The sequence below is a fragment of the Sphingobium sp. TA15 genome (assembly GCF_037101235.1).
GTDB lineage: Bacteria > Pseudomonadota > Alphaproteobacteria > Sphingomonadales > Sphingomonadaceae > Sphingobium > Sphingobium indicum.
This window is the reverse complement of record NZ_AP025357.1, coordinates 34,705-48,936: the sequence shown is the minus strand read 5'-3', so window position 1 is coordinate 48,936 and position 14,232 is coordinate 34,705. Positions and strand designations below refer to the sequence as shown.

Annotated in this window: 15 protein-coding genes; 7 read left to right on the top strand and 8 right to left on the bottom strand. The window is 67.7% G+C overall.

Going from position 1 to position 14,232, the window contains the following annotated elements:
* Positions 1-7 precede the first annotated feature (7 nt).
* The 8 genes from Sj15T_RS20480 to Sj15T_RS20445 form a co-directional block, all read right to left on the bottom strand.
* Complete coding sequence (locus Sj15T_RS20480) at positions 8-451, bottom strand: DUF1622 domain-containing protein (protein WP_007683337.1); 444 nt, start codon at positions 449-451, stop codon at positions 8-10.
* Complete coding sequence (locus Sj15T_RS20475; protein ID WP_007406380.1) at positions 438-1,160, bottom strand: hypothetical protein; 723 nt, start codon at positions 1,158-1,160, stop codon at positions 438-440. Before Sj15T_RS20475 ends, Sj15T_RS20480 begins: the two co-directional genes overlap by 14 nt.
* Positions 1,157-1,885 (bottom strand): hypothetical protein, encoded by a 729-nt coding sequence (locus Sj15T_RS20470; RefSeq protein ID WP_007406424.1) that lies wholly within the window; start codon positions 1,883-1,885, stop codon positions 1,157-1,159. Before Sj15T_RS20470 ends, Sj15T_RS20475 begins: the two co-directional genes overlap by 4 nt.
* Complete coding sequence (locus Sj15T_RS20465; RefSeq protein ID WP_013039106.1) at positions 1,885-3,795, bottom strand: 2Fe-2S iron-sulfur cluster-binding protein; 1,911 nt, start codon at positions 3,793-3,795, stop codon at positions 1,885-1,887. The genes Sj15T_RS20470 and Sj15T_RS20465 overlap by 1 nt, the downstream gene beginning before the upstream one ends.
* Positions 3,796-3,818: 23 nt before the next feature.
* The gene (locus Sj15T_RS20460; RefSeq protein ID WP_007406382.1) at positions 3,819-4,139 is read right to left on the bottom strand and encodes a hypothetical protein; all 321 of its coding nucleotides are present in this window, start codon (positions 4,137-4,139) and stop codon (positions 3,819-3,821) included.
* Between the two features lie 59 nt (positions 4,140-4,198).
* Positions 4,199-4,420 (bottom strand): hypothetical protein, encoded by a 222-nt coding sequence (locus Sj15T_RS20455; RefSeq protein WP_007406426.1) that lies wholly within the window; start codon positions 4,418-4,420, stop codon positions 4,199-4,201.
* Positions 4,417-4,896, bottom strand: a complete 480-nt coding sequence (locus Sj15T_RS20450) for a heavy metal-responsive transcriptional regulator (RefSeq protein ID WP_007406417.1) — start codon at positions 4,894-4,896, stop codon at positions 4,417-4,419. Before Sj15T_RS20450 ends, Sj15T_RS20455 begins: the two co-directional genes overlap by 4 nt.
* A gap of 140 nt (positions 4,897-5,036) precedes the next feature.
* Complete coding sequence (locus Sj15T_RS20445) at positions 5,037-5,393, bottom strand: hypothetical protein (protein ID WP_004212653.1); 357 nt, start codon at positions 5,391-5,393, stop codon at positions 5,037-5,039.
* Positions 5,394-5,636: 243 nt separating this feature from the next.
* On the opposite strand from Sj15T_RS20445, the gene Sj15T_RS20440 reads away from it, so the two are divergent.
* The 7 genes from Sj15T_RS20440 to Sj15T_RS20410 all read left to right on the top strand — a co-directional run bounded on the left by Sj15T_RS20440 (position 5,637) and on the right by Sj15T_RS20410 (position 14,232).
* A complete protein-coding gene (locus Sj15T_RS20440; protein ID WP_007406428.1) occupies positions 5,637-5,999 on the top strand; it encodes a hypothetical protein in 363 nt (120 codons plus the stop codon).
* Positions 6,000-6,076: 77 nt separating this feature from the next.
* On the top strand, positions 6,077-6,334 hold the full coding sequence (locus Sj15T_RS20435; protein ID WP_007683334.1) for a hypothetical protein: 258 nt from the start codon (positions 6,077-6,079) through the stop codon (positions 6,332-6,334).
* Positions 6,335-6,397: 63 nt separating this feature from the next.
* Complete coding sequence (locus Sj15T_RS20430; protein ID WP_013039107.1) at positions 6,398-7,660, top strand: TolC family protein; 1,263 nt, start codon at positions 6,398-6,400, stop codon at positions 7,658-7,660.
* The gene (locus tag Sj15T_RS20425) at positions 7,657-9,147 is read left to right on the top strand and encodes an efflux RND transporter periplasmic adaptor subunit (protein ID WP_007406384.1); all 1,491 of its coding nucleotides are present in this window, start codon (positions 7,657-7,659) and stop codon (positions 9,145-9,147) included. The genes Sj15T_RS20430 and Sj15T_RS20425 overlap by 4 nt, the downstream gene beginning before the upstream one ends.
* The gene (locus Sj15T_RS20420) at positions 9,144-12,287 is read left to right on the top strand and encodes an efflux RND transporter permease subunit (RefSeq protein ID WP_007406408.1); all 3,144 of its coding nucleotides are present in this window, start codon (positions 9,144-9,146) and stop codon (positions 12,285-12,287) included. Before Sj15T_RS20425 ends, Sj15T_RS20420 begins: the two co-directional genes overlap by 4 nt.
* On the top strand, positions 12,284-12,688 hold the full coding sequence (locus Sj15T_RS20415; protein ID WP_007406376.1) for a copper-binding protein: 405 nt from the start codon (positions 12,284-12,286) through the stop codon (positions 12,686-12,688). Before Sj15T_RS20420 ends, Sj15T_RS20415 begins: the two co-directional genes overlap by 4 nt.
* 248 nt (positions 12,689-12,936) lie before the next feature.
* Entirely contained in the window at positions 12,937-14,232 is a 1,296-nt protein-coding gene (locus Sj15T_RS20410) for a hypothetical protein (RefSeq protein ID WP_013039108.1), read from the top strand.

Below are 14,232 nucleotides of genomic sequence, written 5' to 3'. Positions count from 1 at the left end.
CCATCGGCTATCCCTTGCGCGGTGTGCCGCATCCGGCGGCCTCAGCCGTCGCCGGCGACCCATCCGACGCCGCACGCGCCTTCTCCCGCGCCATCCGGGTTTCCTCCCAGGGCCAGTGACCGTTGATCTCGACCCCGAGCGAGATGCTCAGGAAGGTCCGCACCAGCACAAGCCCGGCCAGCACGATGAGATCGTCGAGCGTCGGGTTGATCACCAGCGACTTGACGATGTCGCCGGCGACCAGAAATTCCAGGCCGAGCAGGATGCTGCGGCCGAGCGCCGAGCGGAACGTGCTATAGGCCTCGGTTCGGTCGCCCGCCCTCGCCCGCCGCGCAAACAGAAAGGTTGCGAGCCCCGCGCCGACCAGGATGGTCAGCGTGCCCGCCAGTTCCAGGCCGATCACGGCGAGCCGGAAGAAGGCGCTCAGCCAGTCGGCCTCAATGGTGATCATACCAGCCTCGCTTGCGGATATTGTTGAAGCTGTCGGTGGCGTGACAGGCATAGCATTGGTCGACGCGCGCCTTCGATCCGGCTGCGCGCTGCGAGACCATGCTGAAATGCTCCATGAAGTGACTGGGCGGCGCCTTATGGCACTCGGCGCACTGCGTCGAATTGACCGATGGATGGCGGTAATTGGCGATCTTCCAGCTGTCGGTCTTGTGGCAGCTCGCGCAGTCGGTGCCGAACAGGCCCTGGTGCGGATCGCGGAACGCATGGCAGCTCGCGCAATTGAGCGCGGTCTCGGGGGTCAGGCTTCGAGTGTTTGTCGACATGCCCGCCAAAGGCTGCCGCCACTTCGCCATGTCGAGCAACGCGGCGTGATCCATGCGGATGATGCCGCGCTCTCCCTCATGTTCGACGTGGCAGGAGGTGCACTGCGTCGCTTTCGCGTGGAACTGCGTCGACTGCTTCGTCCCGAAATCGGTGCCCGCATGGCAGGTGAGACAGGTCCGGGTTTCGACGCCCTTGCCCGGCGTGTGGCAGGCCGTGCATTGGCCGGCAAAGGACTGGTGCGCGCTCGAGAGCGGGCCGGGCGAGACGAGCTGCGCCACCAGGCCGGCATCCCTCGGCGCGTCCGATCGCATCCGGATCGCGACCGCGGCGACCATCACCAGCAGGGCTGCGATGAAGACGGCGTAGGAAAGACGCTGCCAGCTCATAGCCAGCGCAGCCCGTAATAGATCGCCGCGCCGACGTGGAGCGCGAGCAGCGCGAAGATGAGACAGCCCAGCAGGATGTGCAGGAACCGCCACCGCGCGAACAGGGTGTTGGTTGCCTCTTCGGCACGGATCGCGAATTCGGTATCGGCCAGCGCTGCGGCGATCCCCGCCTTGTCCTGGGGGCGCTGGCCCGCGGACGCATCCCCGGCGACGAACAGATAGCGCTTCCAGCCCGACAGCGGCGGGGCTGCGGTATCGGCCTGCGTCGGCGCCGCCGGCTCCTCGAGGAAGGCGGCGCGAAGCGAGGCCAGTTCTGACCTGCGTCCGCGCAGCGCCCGACCAAGCTGGGCAAGCAGGTAGCGGCCGATGAAGCCGGTGATGACCGTCATCAGCAGGAGGACGGTCAGAAGCAGGCCGACCGGGCTTTCGAGCTTGTGCGCGGCGTGGACCAGACCCAGGATCGGCGCCAGCACGCCGGCATAGATGTGGATGGCGAGCAGGGTTGGCTTGCTGACGACCCGGGAGAGCGCCTTGTCGACCCAGGCGATGTGCTTGGCCGCGACATAAGGAAGCGTCAGCAGCATCAGCACGAGCGCTGCGATCCCGATGATCCCGCCGGCCAGGCTACCCGGAAAGCGGGGCGACACATGCACGAGATAGCCGAACGGGAACAGCAGCAGGAACGCGACCAGCAGGCCCACGGCAATGTCGCTGCGTTCGCGCATCAGGCTTCGACCACGAGCGGCGTGCCCGTCCCCTTCGCCTGGCACGCGAGCACATAGCCTTGCGCCTTGTCGGCGGGCGCAAGGCCGGATTCGACCTCCATCGTCACTTCGCCCTGCAGCAGCTTGACCACGCAGGCGCCGCATGTGCCCGCACGGCATGCATAGGGGATCTCGACGCCCGCGCCCTCGGCCGCCTCCAGCACGGTCTCGTCCGCGGGCAAGGCCGCCGACACCCCCGACACGGAGAAGGTCACCGTGCTCGGCGCCACCTCGGCGCTCGGGGCCGGCTTATCCGCTGGCGGGGGCGCGGGCTTGACCTCGAGATCCTCGTGGTCGGCCGGCAGCGAGGCCGGACCGAACGCCTCGGTGTGCAGCTGCGCGTCGGGGACGCCGAGTTCCGCCAGCACGCCGCGCATCGCGCCCATCATCGCCGGCGGGCCGCACATATGGATGCGCCGGCTCGCGATCTCCGGCACCGCGGCCAGGATCATCTCGCGCGTGATCGGCCCTTCGGGGCCCATCCAGACGGTGCCGGGCGCGCGCTGCATCGCGGCGACGACATGGAGGTTGGGAAAACGGCGTTCGAGCCGCTCGAGCTCGTCGCGGAACACGAATTCCTCGGTCGACCGTGCGCCGTAGAAGAAGAAGATATCACCCTTCCACGCGGTGTCGGTGAGATAGCGCAGCACCGACATCATCGGGGTGATGCCGACCCCGCCCGCGATCAGCACGATGCTCTGGGCATCCGTTCCCGTGAAGGTGAAGGCGCCGAACGGTCCGCTGACCTTCAGCAGATCGTCGGCGACGACCTTGTCGTGCAGGTATCGCGAGACCACGCCCTGCTCCTCGCGCTTGACCGTCAGTTCGACATAGGCCCGCTGGGTCGGCGAAGAGGCGATCGTGTAGGAACGGCGCGCGGTCTTGCCCGCTTCGGGCTCTACCTCGACCTGCAGGAACTGGCCCGGCAGGAAGTCGAACGGCAGCCGGTCGGCGGTCGGGTCCGCGAGCCGGAAGGTCAGCACGCTCGGCGTCTCTCGCACGATCTGGACCACGCGCAGCTGCCCCGCCCAGCTTTTGGGCTTGCGCAGCGACGCCCCAGCGGGTGCGGCCGCATTGCTCGGCGCGAGCCCGGCGCTGTCGGCAACGGGTGCAGGCGCGGGCGCAACCCTGGTAGCGGGAGGGGCAGCCTTCGGCTCCGGCTTTGCTGGAACCTTGGCGGTGGCGACACCGCCGGCGATCGCCCCGATCCGCCGCAGGCGGAAGATCTGCAGCGCGATAAGCGTGGCGCTCACCAGCCCCAGGAACAGCATGAGAAGGAGGTGCGAGGGCGAGATGCCGAACCAGTGATCGGCATGGCCGGGCGCGGCCTGGTCGATGTCGAGCTGATCGCGCAGCCAGGCAAGCCCGACCTCCCGGGGCGGCTGCAAGCCCCCGATCGCGCCCTGCGCGGCGGTGCCGGAGCGGAACAGGTCGGTTCCCTCGCGCAGGCGCCGCGCCGCATCGAGCCGGGCCGAGACCGTGGTCGCACGCGCGCCGTCGGCCGAGGCGGCGTTGATCATCGCCAGACCCGTGCTTACCCGTTCGCCGGCCTGCGCAGCGACCCGCTGCCTTGCCGCTTCGTCAAGCGCGGGAAAGGCGAGCAGCTGCGAGATGAAGCCGGTCCGGCGCGATTCGTGGCCGTGCTCATTCTCCCCTTCCCCATTGATCATGCGATCCATCATGGGGTTCATCATCTTCGCCATGTCCGACGACCCCGGCTCTGCCGGTGCGGACATGCCCCCGCCGGCCGGCATGCCTGCGCCATGATGCGCGGCATGATCCTCGCCCTCCTGCGCGCCCGCGCTCGCGGACAGGCTGAGAGCGATTGCGCAGCCGAGGCTCAAGCGTCGAAGGCTGATCCGCCTGGACATCCTCATCCCCTTAGTGTGCGAGCCTACATATCCTTCATCGGCATCGCCGCATTGCCCGGCGCGGGATCGGGTGCCGGCGCGGTCTGGTTGCCGGCCCCGGCGCGCATCGCGTCATGGTCCATCGCCTGACGGTGATGCCGCTCCATCTCGGCCTGGTTGCTCATCGCGTCCATCGGCGCCGCGTCTGCAGCGTTGCCGCTGTCGGTCAGGACCGGGGTGGCGGCGACGCTGTTCGCCGCGGGCGGCACCGTCTGGTCGGCCTGGCGGTCGCAGCCCGAAAGCGCGAGCGCCAGCAACAGGCTTCCGCCGACAAGTGGAAGGGCTTTCTTCGCATGGTCGATCATGGCTTTGCTCCTTGGCTTGAAAACTGTGTCCGGGCGCCATCCCTGGCGTCCGGACCGGCTCATTGCGCGCTGCGCAGAATCCGGAGACACCGGTCGTGCGAGAGGTTCATCGGGTTGCGCCCCTGCCCCTTCATCTCGCCATGATCATGCGGCGTCTGGAGACCCATATTGCCCTCCATCGCCCGGCAACTCTCGACCTGCGCCGAGGTCGGCCGCGTGGTCACACAGGCGCCTAGAAGCAGCGCCGGCGTGAGGACGGCGATCAAACGCATTTTCTTCATGACAAAACCCCTTTCGCTCGTGGTGATCGTTCGTCCTGCGCTGCCTGATGTTTCTTGTTATGCTGCTGGTCTTTCCGCCGCGCCGTCAGGAAGGCGAGGATCGGGCAATCGGAGACCGGCACTTCGCCCGGGCATTCGTCGGCGAGCATCCGCAGCATGTCGCGGATATCCGACAGGCGCTCGAGCCGGGCTTCGGCGTCCGCGATCTTGGCAAGCGTGATATCGAGCACGGCCTGGGCATGCGCGGTGTCCGACGCCCTGAGTGCCAGCAGCTGCCGGGCCTGTTCGAGTGTGAAACCAAGCTCCTGCGCCGAGCGGATGAAATTGACGCGCTCGAGGTCGGTCGCGTCGTAGAGCCTGTAGCCCGCTGCCGTGCGCGCGGGCTCGCGCAGCAGGCCCATCCGCTCATAATAGCGGATCGTATCCCGCCCCACGCCTGCGGCCGCGGCCAGTTCGCCGATCTTGAAATTGCCCATGTCATCCGCTCGATCATGCCGGTTGGACCATGGTCCAGGGTCAAGCGGTTTCGCTTTGACCCCGAACGGTCTCCTCGTCGCCGGCGGCCCGCTGCCCCGACGCGTCGCAGGGCAGCCCGTGCCGCCGGGCCACCGGCTTGTCAGTTCTTGCGAAGCTCGACGATGTCGTGCCTGGCAGGCGTGCCGTCGGCGACGGACACGTGCGCGAAGTGATCGTCAAAGATATGGTCGATCGTCACATGGCCGACGAGCTGGCGGTGATAGGTCGGCGCCACGCCCTTGGACGGACCCGGATGGGTCACGACGCGATAGACCTCGAGCTTCTGGCCGACCTCGGCGCCATCGGCCTTGCCGATGCAGACGACCGTGCCGTTGCTGCCCGTGTCGACGATCGAGCCGCGCATGAACAGGCTGTGCCCGATGCCCTGGGCCATAGCGGGGACGGCAGCAAGCATCGAAATGCCGGCAAGCGCGACCATGAGAGTTTTTCTGACCATATTCACCTCCTTGGATGGTAAGCCACCGCCCGGACTTTGCCGAGGGGAAGAGCGTCTCTTCAGGCTTGGGACTACGGTCCCGGGTCCAGCCTCGATATACGTAGAGGCCGCAGCCGATCTTCTTCCCCGGGCCGGATCTTTATTGACGCGGAGTTGACGGAATCAGCCGTCAGCACTTCAAAATCCGCGCGGCGCGAGACTTTGGTTGGCTGCGCCCGCGAAACCCGCTAGATATCGAGGCCCGTGAAACGCCTGCTCGCCCTCCTGCTCGTCATCGGAGCGCTGTCCGGTCTCTTCGGAGCCCAGATGGCGGCCGCGCACAGCGTGCCGCAGGCGGCAGGCGCGCCGCTGGCCAAGGGCATGGATGCGGACTGCATGGCGATGATGGCCAAGCAGCAGCCTGCGCCCAGCGAAAAGCCCTGCAAGGGCCTGACGCTCGATTGCATCGCCGCGATGGGGTGCGTGATCCCGCTGGTCGCAGCGGACCTGGCAGGCGGCGTTGCGCCTGCGCGTCTCTACGACGCGCCCAGCTTCTGGACGACCGACACGATATTGACCGGCAAGGCGGTTGCGCCCGAGCCGGATCCTCCCACCAGCCTTGCCTGATTGAACGAGCACGGGCTGCGCGCATCGATCGATGCGTGCGCGCCCGGTTTCCTTCTTTTCAGTCAAAGGTTTTCGTGATGATCAAACTGCTTCCGGCCGCCCTTGTGGCGGCCCTCAGTCTCGCCGCGCCTGCGCTTGCAACCGACGCGAGCCGCACGCCGCAAGGCCATTGGGAATGGCGGTCGGCGCCGCAATATGGTCCGCGGGCGACTGGCCCTGCGCGTGTCCGCATATGGGTGCCCGACAGCCGGGACATGGCCAGCTGCGATTGCGCGATGATGCAGGCAAGCGCCGCCGACTGCATGCGCGGCGCAGTCAGGTCGGACAAGGGCTAAACCCGCTCCGGAGCGGCGCGTCACATCTTGGCGCGCCGCCTCTGTCATGAGGGGATGATATCCATGATCATGATGCCGAGGCGCGCTGTGCGACGCCTGTTGCTCTCTATCGGTGCGACGCTTGCGAGCGCCTGGGCCGTGCCGGTGTCGGCCGGCCCGCTCACCTACGAGCAGGCAGTGAGGCTCGCTGCCGCCAACGCGCCAAGCCTCAAGGCGCGCGCGGCGGCGACAGCCGGCGCCCGCTCTTCGGCGGTCGCGGCCGATCGCCTGCCCGATCCGACGCTCGACCTGGGCCTGCAGAACTTCCCGGTGAGCGGCCCCAATGCCGGCAGCTTCACGCGCGACGATTTCACTATGGCGACGATCGGGTTCAGCCAGACCTTCCCCAATCTCGCCAAGCGCCATGCACGCGCCGCGCGCGCCGCGGCCGATATCGGTATCGCCGAGGCGGGCGAGCTGGTCGAAGGCCGCAACGTGCGGCTCGAGACCGCCCTCGCCTGGGTCGATCTCTATTATGGAGAACGCCGGCTCCGGCAGCTCGACCTGCTCGATGCCAGCCTCGACGACCTGCAGAAGACCGTGACCGCACGCCTGGCGTCGGGCAGCGCGCGCCCGAGCCAGGCGCTCGAGCCCGACCAGCTCCGCGCCGCCATCGCCGATCGCCGCGCCGAGATGGCTGCGGTGGTGGCGCAGGCGCGGGCCCGGCTCGCGCGCTATACCGGCGACCCCGACCCGCAGGCGACGGGCGACCCGCCGATGCTCGATGTCGATCCGATCCGGCTGCGGGCCGGGATCGATGCGCTTCCCGCCCTGCGCGCGCAGGACGCGCGGATCGCAGTCGCCGAAGCGGACGTGCGTCTCGCGCGCGCCGACAAGCGCCCCGACTGGAAGGTCGGCGTCACCTATGGCCGGCGCGATCCCATGTACGGCGACATGGCCTCGGTCGGCGTGTCGATCGACCTGCCGCTGTTCGCCGGCAAGCGCCAGAACCCCAGGATCGCTGCAAGCGAGAGCCTTGCGCAAGGGGGTCGGTTCGACCGCGAGGCGATCCGCCGCGAGCTGGTGGCGCAGCTCGACGCCGATCTCGCAGACCATGCCATGCATCTCTCCCGGTTGCGCAATGCCCGCGAGACGCTGGTGCCACTCGCCAGGCACCGCGCCGAGCTCGACCGCGACAGCTATGGCGCCGGCAAGCTCGACCTTGGCGCCGCGCTGCTCACGACGCTCGGGCTCGCGGAGGCCGAGGTCGAGGCGCTCAACCGCGAAGCCGACGTCGCGCGCGACGCGGTCCGCATCACTATCACCTATGGGGAGGAGCGGCCATGACGCTCGATAAATCCGCGCTGCGCTGGGGCGCATCGATCCTGGCTGTCGCGCTGCTGGCCGGCGGCACAGGCTATTGGGCTGGCCATCGCCAGGCACCGCAATCGGAGGCGACCACGCCCGCCGGGGCAGGCAAAGTCCTTTACTGGTACGATCCGATGTTCCCCAACCAGAAGTTCGACAAGCCCGGCAAGTCGCCCTTCATGGATATGCAGCTCGTGCCGCGATACGCGGACGGAGGAAGCGCCGGCGCGGCCCCCACGGTCGCCGTCGATCCCGCCGCGCGGCAGAGCCTGGGATTGCGGGTCGTCGCGGCGAAGATGGGCAGCCTTGCCTCGGCCCTCGAGGTCACCGGCACGATCGACTTCAACCAGCGCGACGTCGCCGTCATCCAGGCGCGTTCGGGCGGGTTCGTGAGCCGCGTCTATGCGCGAGCGCCCGGGGACGTGGTCCGCGCCGGCGCGCCGATCGCGGACCTGCTCCTGCCCGAATGGGGCGGCGCGCAGACCGAATATCTGAGCGTCAGGCGGCTCGGCAAGCCCGACCTCACCGCGGCCGCGCGCCAGCGACTGCGGCTGATGGGCATGTCCGACGGCCTCATCGCCAGCGTCGAGCGGAGCGGACGCCCGAACGGCGTGGTGACGATCACGACGCCGATCTCGGGCACGATCCAGACGCTCGACGCCCGTGCCGGCGTGACGCTCGCCATGGGCCAGACGCTCGCCCAGGTAAGCGGGCTCGGCACCGTCTGGCTCAATGCCGCGGTGCCCGAAGCGCGCGCGGGCGATGTCCGGGTCGGCCAGAATGCCAGCACCACGCTGGCGGGCTTCCCCGGCGAGCGCTTCGCCGGCCGGGTGATCGCGATCCTGCCGACCACGCAGGCCGACAGCCGCACGCTCACCGTGCGGATCGAGCTGCCCAACCGGGACGGCCGGTTGCGGCCGGGCATGTTCGCCAGCGTCGCGCTTGGCGGCGATGCCAAGCCGGCGCTGCTGGTGCCGAGCGAAGCGGTGATCCGCACGGGCAGGCGCACGCTCGTCATGCTGGCCGCAGGCGACGGGCGCTATCATCCCGCCGAGGTCCGCATCGGCCGCGAGGCAGGCGGCGAGACCGAGATCCTTGCCGGCCTGTCGCCCGGCGAGAACGTCGTCGTCTCGGGGCAGTTCCTGATCGATTCCGAGGCGAGCCTGTCGGGAATCGAGGCGCGGCCGATCGGCGGCGGTGCGGCATCGGCGACCATCGCCGCGCCGGCGTCGAAAGCCACGCTGTACGAGACGACGGGCAAGATCGAGCGGATCACGGCCAATTCGGTGACGCTCAGCCACGAGCCCGTTCCCGCGCTCGACTGGCCGGCGATGACGATGACCTTCGCGCTCGCCAATCCGGGCATCGCGCGCGGCTTCAAGGCGGGTGACCGGGTCCGGTTCGGGTTCGACCGGCCCCCGGCGGGACCGACGCTGCGGCATATGGCGAAGGTGGCGGGCCAGTGATCGCCCATCTCATCCGCTGGTCGGTGAGGAACCGCTTCTTCGTCGTGCTCGGCATGCTCGCGCTGGTCGGCGCGGGCCTGTGGGCGGTGCGCTCGACCCCGATCGACGCGCTGCCCGATCTTTCCGACGTGCAGGTCGTGATCCGCACTTCCTATCCGGGTCAGGCGCCGCAGATCGTCGAGAACCAGATCACCTATCCGCTCACCACCACCATGCTGTCGGTGCCCGGCGCCAAGACGGTGCGCGGCTATAGCTTCTTCGGCGACAGCTTCGTCTATGTGATCTTCGAGGACGGCACCGATCTCTACTGGGCGCGCAGCCGCGTGCTCGAATATCTCAACCAGGTCCAGGGTCGGTTGCCGGCCAGCGCCCGCAGCGCGCTCGGGCCGGACGCGACCGGGGTCGGCTGGGTCTATGAATATGCGCTGGTCGACCGCACCGGCCGGCACGATCTCTCGCAGCTTCGCGGGTTGCAGGACTGGTTCCTGCGCTACGAGCTGAAGACCGTGACCGGCGTGGCCGAAGTCGCCAGCATCGGCGGCATGGTCAAGCAGTACCAGGTGCTGCTCGATCCGGTGAAGCTCGCGGCCTACGGCGTAACCCACGCCCAGGCAGTGCAGGCGATCAGCCAAGCCAATCAGGAAGCCGGCGGCTCGGTGCTGGAAATGGCCGAGGCCGAATATATGGTCCGCGCCTCGGGCTATCTGAAAACGCTCGACGATTTCCGGGCAATCCCGCTCAAGACTGCGGCGGGCGGCGTGCCCGTCCGGCTCGGCGATGTCGCCACGATCCAGGTCGGCCCCGAGATGCGGCGCGGCATCGCCGAACTGAACGGCGAAGGCGAGGTCGCCGGCGGCGTCGTTATTCTTCGGTCAGGCAAGAACGCCCGTGAGACCATCGCGGCGGTCAAGGACAAGCTCGCCGATCTCAGGAAAAGCCTGCCGCCGGGCGTCGAGGTGGTCACGGTCTATGACCGCTCGCAGCTGATCGATCGCGCGGTCGAGAACCTCACCCGCAAGCTGGTCGAGGAGTTCATCGTCGTCGCATTGGTCTGCGCCCTGTTCCTCTGGCACGTCCGCTCGGCGCTGGTCGCGATCCTGACCTTGCCGCTCGGTGTGCTGGCCGCGTTCGTCGTAATGCGGTTCCAGGGGGTGAACGCCAACATCATGTCGCTGGGCGGCATCGCCATCGCCATCGGCGCGATGGTGGATGCGGCGGTCGTCATGATCGAGAACGCCCACAAGAGGATCGAACGCTGGGAGCAGGATCACCCGGACAGACATCTCGATGGCGAGATGCGCTGGATCGTCGTCACCGAGGCGGCGGCCGAGGTCGGGCCGGCGCTGTTCTTCAGCCTGCTGATCATCACGCTGTCGTTCATTCCGGTCTTCACCCTGGAGGCGCAGGAAGGCCGGCTGTTCGCGCCGCTCGCCTTCACCAAGACCTATGCGATGGGCGCGGCCGCGATCCTGTCGGTGACCCTGGTGCCGATCCTGATGGGCTGGCTGATCCGGGGCCGCATTCCGGCCGAGCAGGCCAATCCGGTCAATCGCTGGCTCACCAATATCTACCGGCCCGCGATCGACTGGACGATGAAGCGGCCCAAGGCAGTGCTGCTGATCGCGGCTCTGGTGTTCGCCACCACGGCCTGGCCGCTCAGCCGGCTCGGCGGCGAGTTCATGCCCAATCTCGACGAGGGCGACCTGCTCTACATGCCCTCGGCGCTGCCGGGCCTCTCGGCCGCCAAGGCGAGTGAGCTGCTCCAGCAGACCGACCGCCTGATCAAGACCGTGCCCGAAGTCGAAAGCGTGTTCGGCAAGGCCGGCCGCGCCGAGACCGCGACCGATCCCGCGCCGCTCGAAATGTTCGAGACGACGATCCAATTCAAGCCCCGCGACCAGTGGCGGTCGGGCATGACGCCCGAACGCCTTGTCGACGAGCTCGATCGCCGGGTGAAGCTTCCGGGTCTCGCCAATATCTGGGTGCCGCCGATCCGCAACCGCATCGACATGCTCGCGACGGGCATCAAGAGCCCGATCGGGGTCAAGGTGTCGGGCAGTGACCTCGCCGAGCTCGACCGCATCGCGCATGATGTCGAGACCGTGGCCAGGAGCGTGCCCGGCGTCAGCTCGGCGCTCGCCGAGCGGCTGACCGGCGGACGCTATGTCGATGTCGACATAGACCGCGCCGCCGCCGCGCGGTTCGGGCTCAACATCGCCGACGTCCAGGCCATCGTCTCCGGCGCGATCGGCGGCGAGACGATCGGCGAGACGGTCGAGGGCCTCGCCCGCTATCCGATCAGCGTGCGCTATCCGCGCGAATTGCGCGACAGCCTCGAAAGGCTGCGGGCGCTACCGATCCTGACGCCCGCGGGCCAGCAGATCACCTTGGGCACCGTGGCAAACGTCTCGATCGCCGAGGGACCGCCGATGCTCAAGACCGAGAATGCCCGGCCTTCGACCTGGGTCTACGTCGATGTGCGCGGGCGCGATCTTGCCTCGGTGGTCGGCGATCTGCAGCGTGCGGTGGCGAAACAGGTCAGGCTCTCGCCTGGGGTCAGCATCGCTTACTCTGGCCAGTTCGAATATCTCGAGCGCGCGGTCGACCGCTTGAAGCTGGTCGTGCCCGCGACGCTGCTGATCATCTTCGTGCTGCTCTACCTCATCTTCGGCCGCTTCGACGAGGCGGCGCTGATCATGGGGACGCTGCCGTTTGCGCTGACCGGCGGCATCTGGACGCTTTATCTGCTGGGGTTCAACCAGTCGATCGCCACCGGGGTCGGGTTCATCGCGCTCGCCGGCGTCTCCGCCGAGTTCGGGGTGGTGATGCTGATCTATCTCAAGAACGCGCTGGCCGAGCGCGGCGCACATCCGGACGCTGCCGAGGTCGAGGCCGCCGTGCGCGAAGGCGCGCTGCTGCGCGTCCGTCCCAAGGCGATGACGGTGGCGGTGATCCTGGCCGGCCTGCTGCCGATCCTGCTGGGATCAGGCGCGGGTTCGGAGGTCATGAGCCGGATTGCCGCGCCGATGATCGGCGGCATGCTGACCGCGCCCTTGCTCTCAATGTTCGTCCTGCCCGCCGCCTACCTGCTGTTGCGCCGGCCCAAGACCGATCCCATCCCTCAACCCGTTTCATCATGAAGGAGAAGACGATGAACCATGCACGACTGACCATTGCCCTCGGCCTCGCCGCCCTGACTGCCGCGTGCGGCAAGAAGGCGGAGGCCCCCGTTGCGACTGAGACCAACGAGGCGGCGCCCGCCGCGACCATGAGCGGCGACATGGGCAACATGTCGATGGCGCCTGACGCGAACGCCGCGATCAAGGCCAAGGGCCATGGCACCGTCACCGCGATCGACAAGGCGGCGGGCACCATCACGCTCGATCATGGTCCGATCCCGGAGGCCAAGTGGCCCGCGATGACGATGGCGTTCAAGGCCGCGCCGTCGATCACCGATGCGGTCAAGGTCGGCGACAAGGTCGATTTCGACCTCTCGCTCAAGGGCAGCGATGGCGAGGTCACCGCGATCGCAAAGCAGTGATCCGCTAAGTTCGACCGGAAAAAGCTGGTTGCGGCGCCGCTCCCGGGCGGCGACGCCCGTGCCGGCCGTCTGCCTGGCTGTGCGCCCGGTCGACGGTTGCGACCGGCAACGCCCAATGCCAGCGGCGTTTCCCTGCGCGATCACCGACAATTTGAGCACGCTTCGCGGATCGCACATTGAACGTGCAAGCCGCCCTTGCTCGCGATAGCCTGAACGGCAAGGAGCCCAGTTTAGATGACCCAGCCAGTATGACCTTGTTACCCGCGACACATCATGATCTCGTGAGCGAGCTTGTCCGTCGTTGGCGAGACGATCCCGGCGCCACCTATCGCTCCTGGTTTCTGTGGGACGAACGGCTGAAAAACTTCCGCTCCATCCGTCGCGGGCTGCAGCAGGTGGTCGCAGAAATCGAAAGTGGGCGGTTCGGCGTCGCCTATCGCGGCTCGTCACTGGAAACGGTTGTCCACTCGATCGCCGAACAGCGGCAGATCTTCAAGGGCGCCGACCATGCCTGGCTGTGGAAGCCCAAGCTGCGCATTCCAGACATCTACGAAAGCCCGGACAACCAGCGGGCGTTCGGTCGCCTGCTCGACAATTGCTCGTGCTGCGATACCGCCGAGGAGATCATCAGCCACATCCGCAGCATAGACGCGCTCAAGATCAAGGGGCTGGGGCCGGCGGCGGCCAACCTGCTCTATTTCCTTCACCCGACGCTGGTGCCGCCCTTCAATACCGCGATCGTCAAGGGCTACAATGCCGTCACCGGCGCCAAGGTGAAGCTCGGGTCATGGGATCATTTTCTCGCCATGCGCGCCGGCATCCTCGACCTCAACGACCGTTACCGCGAGTTGCTCTCCAACGATCTCGGCGCGATCGGCGGACTGTTGTTCGACATTGGCTCGGGCCGCTATCCCGCGCCACCGCTGGAGGATGACGCAACGGCGGCCGACGACTGGCTCGGCAGATTGGAACATGCCAGAGCGGAGGCAAGCCGGCTCGACAAGACAGCCGCCGCGCAGGGCGAAACCGATCGCACGCACGCCGAAATCCAGGCCTGGCTGCGCGACCTCGGCCATGCCCTCGGTTACGATGTGTGGATCGCCGCCAATGACCGCGGTCGACTTCACGCTGGCTGCCCGCTTGGACAGGGATGCCTCGAGCGCCTTCCAGACGCCATTGCGACCTCTCCCGGAGCGGACTCGATCCGCCTCATCGACGTGTTGTGGCTGGCGAAGGGTGGCGACGGCGTCGCCGCCGCGTTCGAGGTTGAACATTCGACCTCGATCTACTCGGGGATCGTGCGCATGCTCGATCTGGCGCTGTCGGGGAGCGATCTGCACGCTGCCGCCGGGCTATTCCTGGTCGCACCGAATGCGCGCGAGCAGGACGTTCGCGCGCAACTCCGTCGCCCGGCTTTCAGCCGTATTGCCGATCTCGACTTCGCCTATCTGCCCTATGGCGAGCTGGAGAGAAACAGGGACGCGATCGCTCGTTTTGGAACGGGATTGAAGGCCATCAAGGCGATCTCAAGCCCCCTTCCCTGA